15 protein-coding genes are annotated in these 15717 nt (G+C 47.7%); all 15 read right to left on the bottom strand.

The genetic code is table 11. The annotated features are described in order from the left end of the window. Positions 1 to 98: 98 nt before the first annotated feature. Entirely contained in the window at positions 99 to 1214 is a 1116-nt protein-coding gene (locus tag EIM92_RS12395) for a Nif3-like dinuclear metal center hexameric protein (protein WP_125082898.1), read from the bottom strand. After that, the gene (locus EIM92_RS12390; RefSeq protein WP_125082897.1) at positions 1190 to 1969 is read right to left on the bottom strand and encodes a tRNA (adenine(22)-N(1))-methyltransferase; all 780 of its coding nucleotides are present in this window, start codon (positions 1967 to 1969) and stop codon (positions 1190 to 1192) included. The genes EIM92_RS12395 and EIM92_RS12390 overlap by 25 nt, the downstream gene beginning before the upstream one ends. Positions 1970 to 2150: 181 nt before the next feature. Then, positions 2151 to 3281, bottom strand: a complete 1131-nt coding sequence (gene rpoD / locus EIM92_RS12385; protein WP_125082896.1) for an RNA polymerase sigma factor RpoD — start codon at positions 3279 to 3281, stop codon at positions 2151 to 2153. 45 nt (positions 3282 to 3326) lie between these two features. Next, positions 3327 to 5144, bottom strand: a complete 1818-nt coding sequence (gene dnaG, locus EIM92_RS12380; RefSeq protein ID WP_125082895.1) for a DNA primase — start codon at positions 5142 to 5144, stop codon at positions 3327 to 3329. Positions 5145 to 5187: 43 nt separating this feature from the next. Continuing rightward, positions 5188 to 5649 carry a YaiI/YqxD family protein gene (locus EIM92_RS12375; RefSeq protein WP_125082894.1) on the bottom strand — a complete coding sequence of 154 codons (462 nt, stop codon included), beginning with the start codon at positions 5647 to 5649 and terminating at the stop codon, positions 5188 to 5190. 25 nt (positions 5650 to 5674) lie between these two features. Further along, positions 5675 to 7753: a glycine--tRNA ligase subunit beta gene (glyS, locus tag EIM92_RS12370; protein ID WP_125082893.1), complete on the bottom strand. Its 2079-nt coding sequence runs from the start codon at positions 7751 to 7753 to the stop codon at positions 5675 to 5677. Then, a complete protein-coding gene (gene glyQ / locus EIM92_RS12365) occupies positions 7746 to 8633 on the bottom strand; it encodes a glycine--tRNA ligase subunit alpha (protein WP_125082892.1) in 888 nt (295 codons plus the stop codon). The genes glyS and glyQ overlap by 8 nt, the downstream gene beginning before the upstream one ends. Positions 8634 to 8989: 356 nt before the next feature. Further along, a complete protein-coding gene (gene recO / locus EIM92_RS12355; RefSeq protein WP_125082890.1) occupies positions 8990 to 9739 on the bottom strand; it encodes a DNA repair protein RecO in 750 nt (249 codons plus the stop codon). Between the two features lie 25 nt (positions 9740 to 9764). Continuing rightward, positions 9765 to 9917, bottom strand: a complete 153-nt coding sequence (locus EIM92_RS12350) for a YqzL family protein (RefSeq protein WP_125082889.1) — start codon at positions 9915 to 9917, stop codon at positions 9765 to 9767. A gap of 165 nt (positions 9918 to 10082) precedes the next feature. Continuing rightward, complete coding sequence (era, locus tag EIM92_RS12345; protein WP_125082888.1) at positions 10083 to 10985, bottom strand: GTPase Era; 903 nt, start codon at positions 10983 to 10985, stop codon at positions 10083 to 10085. Positions 10986 to 11029: 44 nt separating this feature from the next. Then, complete coding sequence (locus EIM92_RS12340; protein ID WP_125085157.1) at positions 11030 to 11488, bottom strand: cytidine deaminase; 459 nt, start codon at positions 11486 to 11488, stop codon at positions 11030 to 11032. Between the two features lie 7 nt (positions 11489 to 11495). Beyond that, positions 11496 to 11864, bottom strand: coding sequence for a diacylglycerol kinase family protein (locus EIM92_RS12335; protein WP_125082887.1), 369 nt, complete (start codon positions 11862 to 11864; stop codon positions 11496 to 11498). Then, complete coding sequence (gene ybeY, locus EIM92_RS12330; protein WP_125085156.1) at positions 11864 to 12361, bottom strand: rRNA maturation RNase YbeY; 498 nt, start codon at positions 12359 to 12361, stop codon at positions 11864 to 11866. The genes EIM92_RS12335 and ybeY overlap by 1 nt, the downstream gene beginning before the upstream one ends. Then, positions 12345 to 14627: an HD family phosphohydrolase gene (locus tag EIM92_RS12325; RefSeq protein WP_125082886.1), complete on the bottom strand. Its 2283-nt coding sequence runs from the start codon at positions 14625 to 14627 to the stop codon at positions 12345 to 12347. The genes ybeY and EIM92_RS12325 overlap by 17 nt, the downstream gene beginning before the upstream one ends. A gap of 113 nt (positions 14628 to 14740) precedes the next feature. Further along, entirely contained in the window at positions 14741 to 15712 is a 972-nt protein-coding gene (locus EIM92_RS12320) for a PhoH family protein (RefSeq protein WP_125082885.1), read from the bottom strand. Between the last annotated feature and the right edge of the window lie 5 nt (positions 15713 to 15717).

The raw sequence follows: 15717 nt of genomic DNA, 5'->3' as shown, positions 1-15717 counted from the left end.
AAGGCAACACTTGTTAGTATACAAGGATTGCTCCATAATGACAAGTATGAATCACCGCCAGTATTGGCGATTTACGCCAATACCTACCTGATGCGCTGTTATCGAAACATAAACGGCTCTGTATCGACAGCCGAGGCATGCACTTTCGTTTCATACTTGTGCTCTGCAAGTTTGTCCTTAAGCCAGTCCGCTACCTTCGGCTTCATAATCTTCTCCGCATTATGCCCAGGGTCAATCAGCGTAATGCCCGCCATTAAGGCATCTTGCGCCGTATGATAATCAATGTCTCCGGTAACTAGCACGTCGGCGCCGCGGAATTGTGCGTGCTTCCAATAGCGTCCACCAGAGCCGCCAACGACAGCGGCTTTCTTAATTTGCCGATTCAAATTCCCGGTGACGCGTACCGCCGGAACATTCAGCTTCTCTTTTACCCGTTCGACAAACTGTTCCAGCGTGACCGGCTCAGCTACTCGCCCTACTCTTCCCAGCCCTAGTGTGCGACCCTTGAGATCCATCGGGTAAAGATCATAGGCCACTTCTTCATAAGGATGTTTTTTGAGCATGGCCTGAATGACTTTAGTACGTACGCTGTCCGTAATAATTGTCTCAATGCGAACTTCCTCCGCGCGTTCCAGTTTCCCCTGCTGACCCAAATAAGGGGCGGTTCCTTCACGAGGCATAAATGTACCATAGCCTTCAAGGTTAAAGCTACAGTGGCTGTAATTTCCAATCCAGCCTGCCCCAGCATTAAGAATAGCATCCAATACGTTCTGATGATGATCCTTCGGGACAAAAACAACGAGCTTATATAACTTATCTGTGTGGATATCCTCGAGCGGAGTCGCATCCTCAATGCCTAATGCCTCAGCCATCCAATCATTCATCCCGCCTTCGGTGACATCCAGGTTTGTATGGCTAATATAGACAGCTATGTCGTTTTTAATTAGCTTCTCATATACCTTACCCATCGGCGTGTCCGTTTGCAGTCCCGTAAGCGGTCTGAATATGATCGCATGGTGTGCGATGATTAAATCAACGCCTAATGAAATCGCCTCATCGACCACCTCTTCATTTACATCTAAGGCAATGAGCACACTACGAATTTCTTTCTGCAGCGTTCCAAGCTGCAAACCAATTTTGTCGCCTTCCATGGCTACATGCTTTGGAGCCAATTGTTCCATATATTGGATTACCGTCTGACCTTTGGCAAACATGCCAGCACCCCCTTAAGTTGCTTAATCATCAAGCTTAATTCCTGCGCCTTATCCTGGGAGGCCGAAAGCTGAGAAGCTGCAACGGAATGATGTATTCTTTCCAGCTTAACAATTTCAGAATTCCATTTCTCCAAGAAGACATCACTTGCTTCTGCCGCTAACCTGGGCCCCAACAGCAATAACAATTCCTTCGTCAACGACAGCTTGCTCGCTGCATCGTCCTTCCCCTGCTGCAATGGCCTCTCCTTATACAGCTCCTCATTCAGCTTACTGGCATCAGGTACAGCATCGGCTGTAATAATCTCGTAAATTTTCCCGTCTTCCTCCAGAATCGTCTCGTCCGTTACATACCAATCATGATCCAATAGCCAGCGCCGAACCAATTCCTCTCCCACATTAGGTTGTAGAATGAGACGCTTCACGCCTGCAAGCTTATCCTGTCCCGCCTCCAGAATGGAAGCTATCAAAGCTCCGCCCATTCCAGCAATCGTAATCGTATCTACTTCACCAGAATCAATAACTTGAAGCCCGTCTCCCCTACGAACAGCGATCCTCTGACCTAACCCGGCTTCGGCCACTTGTCTCTTCGCGGCTTTCAATGGCCCGTCATTCACCTCTCCGGCCACCGCGGATAACGCCGCTTCGTGCTTTACCGCCCATACCGGCAACAGCGCATGATCCGAACCGATATCCGCAAAACGACAGCCTGGCGGCAGCCGATCTGCGATATGCTGCAATCTTGATGACAATTTCATCCGAGTAACTACTCCCTCCATCCAACAAATCTCCACACCATTTTCATTTGCAATAGGCCAGAAAAAAAGCTAAAATAAAATCAGCAAGAAAAAATAGGCAAAAAGTAAATGTAATGGTAACTTGTGCAACTTTTTAAAAAAAAGACCTTTCTGCTGCTGCAGAAGGGTCAAGGTTGCGCAACTATTCCAGGAAATCCTTCAACCGTTTACTGCGGCTCGGATGGCGAAGCTTGCGCAGTGCCTTCGCTTCAATTTGGCGGATTCTCTCCCGCGTTACTCCAAACACTTTGCCGACTTCCTCCAGTGTTCTCGTCCGTCCGTCATCAAGTCCAAAGCGCAGGCGTAGAACGTTCTCTTCACGCTCGGTTAGCGTATCGAGCACGTCCTCCAATTGTTCCTTCAACAATTCATATGCGGCGGCATCGGCTGGAGCCAGCGCCTCCTGATCTTCGATAAAGTCACCCAGATGGGAGTCGTCTTCTTCACCAATTGGCGTCTCTAACGAAACAGGCTCCTGAGCAATCTTCATAATTTCACGAACCTTCTCAACACTTAGCTCCATTTCAGCAGCAATCTCTTCCGGCGTCGGTTCACGCCCAAGTTCCTGCAGCAATTGCCTGGATACTCGAATCAATTTATTGATCGTTTCTACCATGTGAACAGGTATACGGATCGTTCTAGCTTGGTCGGCAATCGCCCGTGTAATGGCCTGGCGAATCCACCATGTTGCATAGGTACTAAACTTAAAGCCCTTCTTAAAGTCAAACTTCTCCACCGCTTTAATCAGACCCATATTTCCTTCTTGAATTAAATCGAGAAAGAGCATTCCGCGGCCTACATAACGCTTGGCGATACTGACCACGAGTCTAAGGTTAGCTTCTGCCAGACGCCGTTTTGCTTCCTCATCGCCATTCTCAATGCGTTTGGCCAGTTCAACTTCATCGTCAGCAGATAGTAGAGGTACTCTGCCGATTTCCTTCAAATACATACGCACCGGATCGTTTATTTTGATTCCGGGAGGTAATGTCAAATCGTCATCAAAGCTAAATTCATCGCCTTCTCCACGACCCTCATCATCACTGCCGCGATGAGTGAGCTCCTCGTCGCTATCATTGGCAACATCTATCCCCAAATCCCCCAAATGCTCAAAAAACTCGTCCATTTGCTCCGGATCCTGATCGAAAGGCGAAAGCTTCTCCATAATCTCTTTGTACGTCAACGAAGACCTTTTCTTACCTAATTCAATCAGCTGATCTTTAACCTGATCCAAAGTCAGTTCTGTTTCAGATTCCGTATGCTGATCGTTCGCCATACTTGACTCCCTCCTCCCTAGAAACATCCGCGAAAATTCATCCAGCTATTGTCTCTCTAGGGCTATAATCTCACTTGCAATTTGTGCCGCTCGCAGAAAATCCCCGGCACGCTCTGCCGAAACCATTTCTTCCTTCTTACGCTGAATCTGGGCCTGCAGCGGAACCCGCTTAATTTCCCGGATACAATCGTCCAACTCCTGAGTCGTCCACTCCTCGGGAGTATCCATCATTGCGATGGAAGTGACTACTTGCTCCAGCCGATCATCCTGCAAGGATGATATAAAGCGGCTGACGTCAGGCTCTTTCCCTCCTGCGTAATAGGCGTATAGATAAGCAGCAACCGCCGCATGATCATTGATGTTAAAACTATCTCCAAGGCGATCGCCCACATAGCGGGCAACTTCTGAATCCTGGAGCATAAAGGATAACAATCTCCTTTCCGCGACATGATAAGCAGGCAGTAATGTCGGCATGGAAGCCTTGCCTTTTTTATGCCTAACATTATTCCACCTTTTGGCGTTATTATCCCCATAGGATGACCTTTTTTGCATGGCTTGGCGGAATTGGTTGCATTCCTGTTTTAAGCTATCGAATGAAACCTGCAGCTCGGCAGACAATTCCTTTAAATAAATCTCCCGTTCTGTCGGCGACGGCAGAGGCGCAATAACTTCCAGAGCATCCTTGATATATGCGACCTTTCCATCTTCTTCTAGCAGTATATGGTTTTTTTTCAGATATATAAGCTTAAATTTAACTGCTGAAACAGCTCCATCTAAGACTTGTATTCTGAAACGCTCGGCCCCGTACTTTTGAATAAATTCATCCGGGTCAAGTCCTTCACTAATCAGTGAAATTTTAATTTGGAAACCTGCGGCCTCCAATATAGGAATACTCTTCAAGGCGGCTGCTTGTCCAGCATTGTCACCGTCATAGCACACGATAATTTCGTCAGCGAGAGTCCTCATCATACTGGCATGGCCTTCAGTCAGCGCCGTGCCCATCGTAGCCACCCCGTTATGAACTCCAGCTTCCCATGCACTGATCACATCGCCATATCCTTCAAATAATACGATTTGACGTGACTTGCGGATTTCCGTCTTAGCCTGGTGAAGATTGTAGAGCGTCCGGCTCTTAGTGAATAACCTGCTCTCAGGGGAGTTTAAATATTTGGGATGGCCTTCCCCGAGTATTCGGCCTGCAAAAGCGATCACTTTACCGCTTCGGTTATGCAGCGGAAAGATGATCCGGTCGCGAAAGCGGTCAACAAATCCTGTTCCGTCTTGTTTAGACGACAGTAAACCGCCTTTTTCCATCGCACTGAGATCAAACGAGCGTTTGTCCAAAAACTGTACAAGCGTATCCCAGCGTGCCGGAGCATAACCGATTTGGAAAGTATCGATAGCCTTATCGCTAACCCCCCTTGACTTCAAATAGTCCATGGCTGGTTTGCCATGCTCTGTATTTTTCAGCAGAAAATGATACAGCTTGGAAGACCATTCGTGGGCCTGCAGTAATTGTTCCATTTCCCGGCTTACAGGGGAACCCCCTGGCCGAAAGGCTCTATCCTCAAATGGAATATGGGCCTCTTCCGCCATGGCTCTGACTGCTTCGGGGAAGGATAGTCCTTCGATTTCCATCCTGAATCTGATGGCATTTCCACCTTTGCCACAACCATAGCAATGGAACATTTGTCGTTCGGGCGTAACCGTAAAGGACGGCGTCTTCTCCGAATGAAAAGGGCAAAGACCTTTCATATACTTGCCCTGTTTAGTTAGATGAACGTGCTTGCCTACCGTATCGACGATATCATGCTGCTGCAGCACTGCCTCGATGATCTCCTCTGGAATTCGTCCGACACTCATCCAAATCACCTTCATCTCTATATAACACGTAAATAGTAATTCGCTAAAATTGTACATTCTCCTGCATATCTCGCAAAACTTTTGACAGCACTTGAATAAACTTTTTTCGGTCTTCATCCGTAAATGGCTTCGGACCTTTGAAATAACGCCCACCACGCCTTGCTTTTGCGTGATGATGACGACGCTCCAGCAAATAATCAATGTTACCGGAGTGATACTCGTCGCCCCTCGGCGACAAGATCCGGCAAGATTTGGCTAAAGCTATCGCGGCCAGTCCATAATCCTGAGTAACCACCACATCATTTCTGGCAATATGATTGGCAATGTATAGATCTGCGCTTTGCTGGCTGCGGTCAACCTGAACAACGGTAACCCCCCTGGCCTGCTTAATCACATGGTCATAGGAGGATACCATCAGTACACCGACACCAAACTTTGCAGCTGTATCAACAATTTCAGTTTTAACAGGACAGGAGTCCCCGTCAACAACAATTCGTGTATTCATTAGACTCCCAACCTTTAATCTGATATTATGCCCAAACAAGCTTGCTAAAGTCAGCAAATATGCTCAAATCTTCATCGATGGCTTTAAGCAAGGCCAAACGATTGGCCCGAATCGTTTCATCCTCAGCCATAACCATGACATTGTCGAAGAACAAAGTAATATCGCCTTTCAGGCTAGAAATCAACTGCAGAGCCTTGACGGCATCCCGTTGTCCCAACGCCTCGTTATATTCATTCGTCAACGACTTCCAGGCTTCATACAGCTGTGTTTCTGCCGGCTCATTCAATAAATCCGAGCGCACTTTCTCAGAAGATGCCTTCATGGCCAAGTTGCTGACTCGGCCAAACGATTCAACCGTCGTTTTGAAATCATCTTGATTGTTCACCGCGGCCATCAGCGTTTCACCTCTGGCCATCACGGAAACAACATCATCATAGCCCGCCGAGATAACCGCATCTACGACATCATAACGGACATGATCGGACAGCGTCTTCTTAATACGAAGTCCGAAGAAGTCCGTCAAATCTTTTAATATCTCTTCCTTAGAGCGTTTCAAATCATGGAAATGCTGGTGTGTTTCCAAGGCGATTCCGAATAGCGCAGGAAGCGTTAACGATAGTTTGTGCTCTAGAATGATCTGCACGATTCCCGCAGCCTGGCGGCGAAGACCGTAAGGATCTTGCGACCCCGTCGGAACAATGCCGATGGAGAAGCAGCCTACGATGGTATCGATCTTATCAGCAATACTGACTATCGAACCTACTTCCGAGGCCGGAACCGCATCGCCAGCAAATCTAGGCTGATAATGCTCGAAGATCGCTTTCGCCACAGCATCCGATTCTCCGGCCTTGCGAGCATAATCTTCGCCCATCACGCCCTGCAGCTCAGGGAATTCGTAGACCATTTGGGTAACGAGATCAAATTTGCAAATTTCCGCCGTGCGGTTAACCGCTTCAGCGGTTCCCGTATCGGTCCCTAGCTCGATTACCAGCTTCTCGGCATTACGCCGGATACGGCGTACTTTATCGCCAACTGTGCCAAGCTCCTCATGGAAGACGATGCTTTCCAGCTTCGATAGAGCATCCTTAATTGCCAGCTTCTGATCCTCTTCATAGAAAAATTTAGCATCGGACAACCGAGCCCGCAGTACTTTCTCATTGCCCTTGGCAATAACTTCTATATGATCAGCATTACCATTCCGCACGGTCACAAAATAAGGAAGAAGCTCCCCCGCATCATTCAGTACCGGGAAATAACGTTGATGCTCACGCATTGAAGTAATCAGTACCTCCTGTGGAATATGAAGGAATGATTCCTCAAACGTGCCATATAACACTGTCGGCGTCTCCACCAAGAATAGTACCTCTTCCAGCAAATCTTCCTTCACCGAAATATTCCAGCCTTGCTCTTTTGCCAAGCTATTAATTTGCTGCAGTATCATTTCCTGCCGCTCACCCACATCGGCGACCACGTGTCCTTTACGGAGCGCCTCCACATAATCAGCTGGCTGTCCGATCTCGATCTCACCACCGAGGAAACGATGTCCGCGCGTAACATTTCCTGACTTTACACCCGCGATTTCGATATCGACAACCTGATTTCCAAACAAAGCTACCAACCAGCGGATCGGCCGGACAAATTTAAAATCATAACTGCCCCAACGCATATTTTTAGGGAAATTCATCGCATGCAAAATTTCCGACAATCCCCCCGCTATGATCGAAGAAGTCTCAACGCCGGTTCGGCTCTTGCTGACATATACGTACTCGGTACCTCCGAGCTCTTTAAAGGTGAATTGCTCCGGATCTGCGCCTTGACTCCGCGCAAAACCAAGCGCTGCCTTGCTCCACTGTCCATTTTCGTCCAAGGCGATTTTACGCGAGGGACCCTTCACCTCTTCGTGAACGTCCTCTTGCTTCTCAGCGACATCTTTGACGAGTACGGCCAGGCGACGAGGGGTTGCATATACAGCAACTTCTCCATGCTGGATCAGATGCTCGTCCAGCCATTTCACCGTCCGATCGCTCAATTGCTCCATAGCACCACGAATAAAACGGGCCGGCATTTCCTCAAGACCGATTTCAAATAATAAATCTTTAGCCATGGACTTCGCCCCCTTTCTTCAACAATGGAAATCCAAGCTTCTCACGCTCTTCTAGATATGTTGCCGCCACCTGGCGAGCCAAATTTCGAACGCGCGTAATGTATCCTGTTCGCTCCGTTACACTAATCGCTCCACGCGCATCTAGCAGATTGAACGTATGCGAGCATTTCAAGACGTAATCATAAGCCGGAAATACAAGGTGCTGCTCCATGGCCTTGGACGCCTCTTGTTCGTACATGTTGAATAAGGTAAACAGCATTTTTACATCGGAAATTTCGAACGTATATTTAGAATGCTCGAACTCCGGTTGATGGAATACATCGCCATAGGTCGTTCCCTTAACCCATTCCAGATCGAATACGTTCTCCTTCTCCTGGATATATGAAGCGAGTCGTTCCATTCCGTATGTAATTTCAACGGCGACAGGATTCGTCTCGATGCCCCCAACTTGCTGAAAATACGTAAATTGCGTAATCTCCATACCGTCAAGCCATACTTCCCAGCCGAGTCCCCAGGCGCCGAGTCCTGGATGCTCCCAGTTATCCTCAACAAAACGAATGTCATGCTCCAGCGGATTAATGCCAAGCCGCTTTAAGCTCTCCAGATATATCTCCTGAATGTTGTCAGGCGACGGCTTAAGAATAACCTGAAATTGGTGATGCTGATACAACCGATTCGGATTCTCGCCATACCGGCCATCCGCTGGTCTGCGGGAAGGCTCTACATAAGCGACATTCCATGGCTCCGGCCCAATTGAACGCAAAAATGTCATCGGATTGAGCGTACCTGCACCGGTCTCCACATCATAAGGCTGCACGACGATGCAACTCTGCTCTGCCCAGAACTCCTGCAGCGTTAATATCATTTGTTGAAAATTCATGAACCACAACTCCTTCACACTTGTTCGTGTTCAGCTGACGGTAAATGACGTGCAAAAAGCTCCCGTCACCTACGCCTGCTGTTCAGACGTAGGGACGAGAGCTGTTACTTCCCGCGGTTCCACCCTACTTGATTTGCAATACAGCAGGCTGACAAATGAGCAACTGCTTGCGCTAAATCCGCTTTTTCACGACCGTGACCGTGCTCCTGGGCCGCCCTTTCATGAATCTCTCCGGCTTGGGCTTTCACTATCCCCAAGTCGCTAATCCGGTTGAAGAACCATTACTTTTCCCATTCAACGCACGAGTCTATAATAGTAGAAATCTTTTCTATAATACATGAATGACGAATATAAAGTCAAATTTCATATTTGTCTAATTGATCAAGGAAATTTCTGGATTTCAACTGCAGGCCGAGCTGCATATCGATGAAAGCACGCATGACCTTTTTTAACTCTGCTTTCGTCGAATCCCTCACCTCAGCGTTGCCCAAGCGGCGAAGATCCATGCGTTCAAACAATGAAAGCAGCTTATAGGTTCCCGGAGCAACCTTCATCGCGGCAGGATCATGGTGCCTGCAGCTCCGGCATAGCCTTCCGCCAAGACGAGGACTGATGAAATGCGTGTCGTCCTGCCGACCGCAGGACAAACACTCTTCTATAACAGGCCCGTAACCAGCCGCCTGCAATATTTTCATTTCAAATAAATGAATGACGATCTCCGGATCCTTGCCTGCGGATAATCCATCCAGACAAGCTTTAAGCTGATTGAACCAGAAGCTGCCAACTTCTTCATCCTGTAGTGTCCGATCTAGAAGCTCACACGCATAGGACGCATAGGCCGCAGAATATAAATCTTCACGTAAAGAAAAGTGAGATTCTATAATCTCACCTTGATTAAGCGTCCCAAGACCTTCCTTCTGTCTATAGAACGTGTATTCCCCGTAAGTAAACGGCTGGGTCAGAGCAGCATGACGACTCTTAACCTTTTTTGCCCCGCGGGCGAGAACCCCGATCTTGCCATGCGTCGCTGTACACAGCGTAATGATCTTGTTCCCCTCACCATAATCCATGCTGCGGATGACGATTCCTTCCACCCTGTAGAGCATGTTCCTCCCCCAAGCCTGCTTGATGTTACAGCAGAGCTGAGTCTACATCCTGCTCCGTAGTATCTAGCTCCACCGCTACCGCAGCTTCCTCTGAGGAATCGCTGACGGATTCTTTGTATAGCATGTAAGCATCAACATCTCCAGTCATCGCAAAATACTTCCACGAAAAATCTCGCATACGTATTCATCCTTTCTTCGGAAATGAAGCTGCATTATGAAGAATAGGATGACCCAGCAAGCCTGGACTATGTGATGTAATAACTACCATTCCTAGCAAATATTAATTAATTGGGAAACAAAGCCCCTAACTACTCATTCTTGCCTAAACGAATCTATCAATGGGCTAAGCGTCTCGGTGGAAGCCAAGATCCTTCAATATCCGCTCCTGATTTCGCCAATCCTTCTTTACTTTGACCCACAGCTCAAGAAAAATTTTCGAACCGAGTAGATTTTGAATATCCTGTCTGGCTTGCTTTCCAACTTCCTTCAGCAGCCCACCCTGTTTGCCGATGATGATCCCTTTCTGCGAATCTCGTTCTACAAATATAACCGCGGAAATATGGACGATCCCATTGTCTTCCACCCGCATATCCTCGATCGTCACTGCAATGGAGTGCGGCACTTCCTCACGGGTTAAGTGCAAAATTTTCTCGCGAATCAATTCAGCGCAGACAAATTGCTCCGGATGATCTGTAATCTGATCCTCGGGGTAGTATTGCGGTCCCTCCGGCAAATATTTACCGATCTGCTCAAGCAGTGTGGTCACGTTATTGCCAAGCATCGCGGATATCGGCACAATTTCTGCAAAGTCGTACAGATCCCGATACTGCTCGATCATCGGCAATAACTGCTCTGGTTCGATCCGGTCGATCTTGTTCATCACGAGGATAACGGGAGTCTTGATATCCTTCAATCGCTCGATAATAAATCGGTCGCCTCCGCCAAGCCCCTCAGAAGCGTCTACGAGGAACAATACAGCTTCGACTTCGCCTAATGTATTCAAAGCAGTCGTATTCATATAATCCCCAAGCTTCGATTGTCGCTTATGGATGCCTGGAGTATCCAGGAACACGATCTGCATGTCATCTGTCGTATATACACCGTGGATTTTGTTCCGCGTCGTCTGCGGCTTATCGGACATGATTGCAATTTTTTGCCCGATGACATGATTCATCAATGTCGACTTACCGACATTCGGCCTGCCGACAATAGCCACAAACCCGGATTTAAATTTTGTTTTCGCCATTTTGTCAAGTCCTTTCTTCGTGCAATACTACATTTCATGCGAAATTACGCTTTTTGCAAATCCGAAGGGCCGAAGGCATCGGGCAACAATTCAGCAACCGTTGTTTCCCTAACATCGCCTTTCATGTTGCCAAGAATAACGGGCATGTCCGGTCTGCACAGCTCCAGCATAACCTGTCGGCATACGCCGCACGGTGTGATAGGCTCATCTGTCTCGCCAATGACAGCCAGCGCCTGGAAGCTTCGCGGAGCCAGTCCATCTGCTATGGCACGAAATAACGCCGTGCGCTCTGCACAATTGGTCGGGCCGTATGCCGCGTTCTCGATGTTGCAGCCGTGATGAACATGACCGTCCGCATCAAGCAGCGCGGCACCAACTGCAAAACCCGAATAAGGGGTATAAGCAGCAGCCCGCGCCTTAATTGCTTCTAACAGCAAATTCGTGTTCTCCATTGTCATCATCTCCTCAGGCGATAAAAAAATTTCCCTCTCGCAATTCGTCATCAGCAAGCTACTGAAAATAACCCTTAATCGGCTCATAAAATAACAAACATCCCACGCATACCGCAACCATTGCCATGACAAGCACAGCACCAGCTGCCGTATCCTTCGCCTTCTTCGCGAGCGGATGCCACTCCGGCGAGACAAGATCCACAATGGATTCAATCGCTGTGTTAATCAGCTCTGCCGCAATGACAAGACCAATGACAATAAGAAGCACCGCAATATCACGGCCTGAAAGCCTAAAATACATAGCGGCCAGCAGCACAATAACTGTGGCAATCAAATGTATCCGCATATTCCGCTCCGACCTCAGCGCCGACACAATACCTTCAGCGGCATATCTGAATGTGTCGCTCCATTTCGGTGCGGGCTTCATTAGCGAGTCAGCCCTACTTGGGCGAGAATAGCTTCCTGCTTCCCCATCATCTCCGCCTCACTTGCTTCATCCTGATGATCGTAGCCAAGCAAATGCAGGAAGCCATGGACGAACAAAAATCCAATTTCCCGAGTCAAGGAATGGCCATACTCTTCGCTTTGTGCTTTCGCCGTCTCCACCGAAATTATGATATCTCCGAGCATATCACCAAAACCGTCCAGCTCTTCGCCTTCCTCCAGCTCGTAAATAATTTCCTGTTCATCTTCCACCGACTCATTCATAGCAAAAGAGAGCACGTCCGTCGGGCGATCAACCCCCCGGTATTCCCGATTAAGCGTATGAATCTCCTCATCATCTACAAAAGTCAGGGCTACTTCACCTTCGGCGACTCCCTCAGCCTCTCCCGCTTTTTGCAGTAGTGTATTCAATAACTCTATTAAATCTTCCCCGATTTCGAGGATTTCCTGCTCATTATTACATTCAAGCTTTAGCCCCATCGCCTTCCTGCCCCCCGTCTTTCTCTCCATTGCTTACTTTTTTAATTTCTTCCGGATACTCAATCCGCGAATGGAAAATGCCCATCACCGTTTCCTTGAGCGTCTGAGCGATAACATCCAGCTCTCGCATCGTCAGATCGCATTCATTGAATTGGTGGTCGTCAAGACGGCTCTTAATGATCTTCTCGATCATCGTTTCGACCTGTTCCACGGTTGGCTTACGCAAAGAACGAACCGCTGCCTCTACGCTGTCGGCAATACCGACAATGGCTGATTCCTTCGACTGCGCTTTTGGCCCAGGATAGCGAAAGTCCTCCTCTGTAAAGTCCGGTTCAATGCCCTGCTCCTCAGCCTGTCTAAGCGCCTTATGATAAAAATAGTGAAGAAATGTCGTTCCATGGTGCTGCTCCGCAATATCACGGATCGGCTTAGGGAGCTTATAATCCTTCTGCATCTCCACCCCATCACGGGCGTGGGCGATAATGATTGATTTGCTTAGCTTAGGATCGATGAAATCATGCGGATTCTCCATATTATTCTGATTCTCGATGAAATAACTTGGACGCTTTGTTTTCCCGATATCATGATAATACGATCCGACACGGCACAATAGTCCGTTAGCACCGATCGATTCTGCGGCCGCCTCCGACAAATTACCGACCATAACGCTATGATGATACGTTCCCGGCGTCTCCGTAAGCAGCTTGCGTAGCAAAGGATGGTTTGGATTGGATAGCTCAACCAGCTTCAAGGCAGAAAGGATACCGAAGGTAACCTCAAAGAACGGCATGAGACCAATCACAAGGATCGTCGTCAGCAGCCCGCCCGCCACGGCAAATCCAATAGCATACAACGTACTTGATTCCGTCCAGCCATTATTATCGACCAGAATCAGCGTAAATACCGCGAGAGCGCCGAACAGCGTAATCATAATTCCTGCCTTTAGCAGCGTCGAACGCTGACTAGCTCGGTGTATCGCAAATATAGCTGCAAAAGAAATCACAACAGCAAAAAATCCGAATTGAAAATCAAATATTTGTCCTTTGTTCACATTAAGAATAATACTAGCCAATATACTAAACAATATAGAACAAATATAAGCCAGTGACATGTCAAGCAGTAGTGTTATCAGCATAGCTCCTACTGCAATCGGCGCAATGTAGCCGATATAAGGACGCTGCTCATTCTGAACGATATTAACCACATGCATCGACAGAATCGTAATTAAAATAATCAGCAGCAGCATGACGAACTGCGCGTTGTTATATTTGAAGCGACTAACACCTTCCGATTGGCGGATATACATAATAAGACCCAACGCCAGCAGCGAGGACAGAATAGCTAAGCCGAATTGCGGCCAGTAGTTTACTTCATCCTTAAGTAGTCCATTCTTTTCCAGTAAGGAGTACATCTCCGGGGTAATTTTCTCCCCTTTTTGCACCAGGACATCCCCTTGTTTGATAAATACGGTCGGCGTATTCTCCCGCGCCTCCACTTTAGCTGCTTTTGTCGCTTCCTCGTCGTAGAATTTGTTGGCCGTAATCGCGAGACGGGCCAGCTCCTGAACGACTTCACGTGAAACGCGCTTGCTTAACGAGCTTGTGCTCACCTGCTCTGCAACCTTGGCACGTGCTGTCTGAGCATCCACAATTTGATCAGTAGTCAGCCTCGCTACAATATCAGCAGCCACAGGCTTCATTTCATTAATATCCTCCGGTGTCAGGCGAGGGATTTTAATAAACGTCTCCTCAGAAATCTGATAAGCCTGCTCACTAATCCGCTCGTTCACTTCCTCGAACAGCTTATCGGAATAACTGGGCGAATTCCGGTTGTTTCGAATAAAATTCTGAATATGATCTTCAGCCCGCTGCGGCAGTTCTTCACGATAAATTTTAATCTTATCTTCAGTCGACACCTGATCATCCTGGTTAAGGCGGAAGATCCGATCGAGCATTTGCCCAATGAGAACCTCATTTCGCAGCGGCAGAATCGTATAGACTTGTCCTACTTTTTCAGCTGCCTCTTCCTGCGCCTTCAATGTCGCCTTAGTATCCGGAATCTCCATAGGAGCCAGGATTTCTTTGTCGCTCGGCAAACCGACCGCAATATCATAAGTTTCTGGCAACAGCTTTGGCGCCAAACTAGCATAGAACATAATAATAAGCAGCGCAAACAGAACATAGCGTACAGATACGCTATGTTTCCATCCGGCTGTTCGGGATTGCAGCATTTTACCTTTTTGCGTTTGCGTTTCGTTTGAGGTCATAGTGACAGCCCTCCTGAAAAATTTAAAGCCCGGCAACCTTATATAAATAATTTAAACATTTAAAGCAGATACGAGACTATGATCAGTTTAACTGTTGCTCCAAGCTAATCCGGCTAACTCTGATTTTCAGCAGCACGGTCATAAGCAACGATAATTTTCTGTACAAGCGAATGACGTACAACGTCTGATTCCGTAAAATAAACGAACCCGATTTCTTCAATTTCCTGCAAAATATTCTTCGCTTCGATCAGCCCCGACTTCTTTCCTTTGGGCAAATCAATCTGTGTTACATCACCCGTAATGACCATTTTGGAACCAAAGCCAAGTCGCGTTAGGAACATCTTCATTTGCTCCGGTGTCGTGTTCTGGGCCTCGTCCAAAATAATAAAAGAATCGTCAAGCGTCCGGCCGCGCATATAGGCGAGCGGTGCAATCTCAATTAGGCCCCGCTCCAAAGCTTTAGCTGTTTGCTCAGGGCCCATCACATCATATAAAGCATCGTACAAAGGACGCAAATAAGGATCTACCTTTTCCTGCAAATCACCTGGTAGAAATCCGAGATTCTCTCCCGCCTCTACCGCAGGCCGGGTAAGAATAATCCGTTTAACCGTGCCTTCCTTAAGAGCAGCAATTGCAAGGACAACCGCTAAATAGGTTTTTCCCGTGCCTGCCGGGCCAACGCCAAATACAATGTCACGCTTCTTAATCGTCGTCACGTAATGCTTCTGACCAATCGTTTTGACCCGAATCGGCTTTCCACGATAGGTTATAGCAATCTCACCCTTGAATAAATCAAGCAATTGATCCGCACGGAGATCCTTCGCCAAATCGATGGCGTAGAGTACATCCCTCTCTGTCAATATGTAGCCGTTACGGATCAGCTCCAGCAGAACTTCAAACAACTGCTTAGCAATTCCCACCTGACGGGACTCGCCACGGATTGAAATCTCCGACTCCCGCAAAACGATTCCAGCACTTACGTTGTGCTCGATCAGCTTCAAAAAGGTATCCTGTGGTCCGAATAACGATAACCCTTCAGATGCATTTTGTAATGTGATTTTTGTATGCAAAATTTGTTCTGACAAATAGA

The organism is Paenibacillus lentus, assembly GCF_003931855.1.
Classification (GTDB): domain Bacteria; phylum Bacillota; class Bacilli; order Paenibacillales; family Paenibacillaceae; genus Fontibacillus; species Fontibacillus lentus.
The sequence above is the reverse complement of the archived record's forward strand: the minus strand, read 5'-3'. Positions and strand labels throughout refer to the sequence as shown.

Bases quoted from the DNA above. Each gene is read 5' to 3' on its own strand.
- EIM92_RS12350 (WP_125082889.1), bottom strand. From the start codon at position 9,917: ATGCGAGATTTTTCGTGGAAGTATTTTGCGATGACTGGAGATGTTGAT.
- glyQ (WP_125082892.1), bottom strand. From the start codon at position 8,633: ATGAATTTTCAACAAATGATATTAACGCTGCAGGAGTTCTGGGCAGAG.
- EIM92_RS12395 (WP_125082898.1), bottom strand. From the start codon at position 1,214: ATGTTTGCCAAAGGTCAGACGGTAATCCAATATATGGAACAATTGGCT.
- EIM92_RS12390 (WP_125082897.1), bottom strand. From the start codon at position 1,969: ATGAAATTGTCATCAAGATTGCAGCATATCGCAGATCGGCTGCCGCCA.
- EIM92_RS12375 (WP_125082894.1), bottom strand. From the start codon at position 5,649: ATGAATACACGAATTGTTGTTGACGGGGACTCCTGTCCTGTTAAAACT.
- era (WP_125082888.1), bottom strand. From the start codon at position 10,985: ATGGCGAAAACAAAATTTAAATCCGGGTTTGTGGCTATTGTCGGCAGG.
- EIM92_RS12340 (WP_125085157.1), bottom strand. From the start codon at position 11,488: ATGACGAATTGCGAGAGGGAAATTTTTTTATCGCCTGAGGAGATGATG.
- ybeY (WP_125085156.1), bottom strand. From the start codon at position 12,361: ATGGGGCTAAAGCTTGAATGTAATAATGAGCAGGAAATCCTCGAAATC.
- recO (WP_125082890.1), bottom strand. From the start codon at position 9,739: ATGCTCTACAGGGTGGAAGGAATCGTCATCCGCAGCATGGATTATGGT.
- dnaG (WP_125082895.1), bottom strand. From the start codon at position 5,144: ATGAGTGTCGGACGAATTCCAGAGGAGATCATCGAGGCAGTGCTGCAG.
- glyS (WP_125082893.1), bottom strand. From the start codon at position 7,753: ATGGCTAAAGATTTATTATTTGAAATCGGTCTTGAGGAAATGCCGGCC.
- rpoD (WP_125082896.1), bottom strand. From the start codon at position 3,281: ATGGCGAACGATCAGCATACGGAATCTGAAACAGAACTGACTTTGGAT.
- EIM92_RS12325 (WP_125082886.1), bottom strand. From the start codon at position 14,627: ATGACCTCAAACGAAACGCAAACGCAAAAAGGTAAAATGCTGCAATCC.
- EIM92_RS12335 (WP_125082887.1), bottom strand. From the start codon at position 11,864: ATGAAGCCCGCACCGAAATGGAGCGACACATTCAGATATGCCGCTGAA.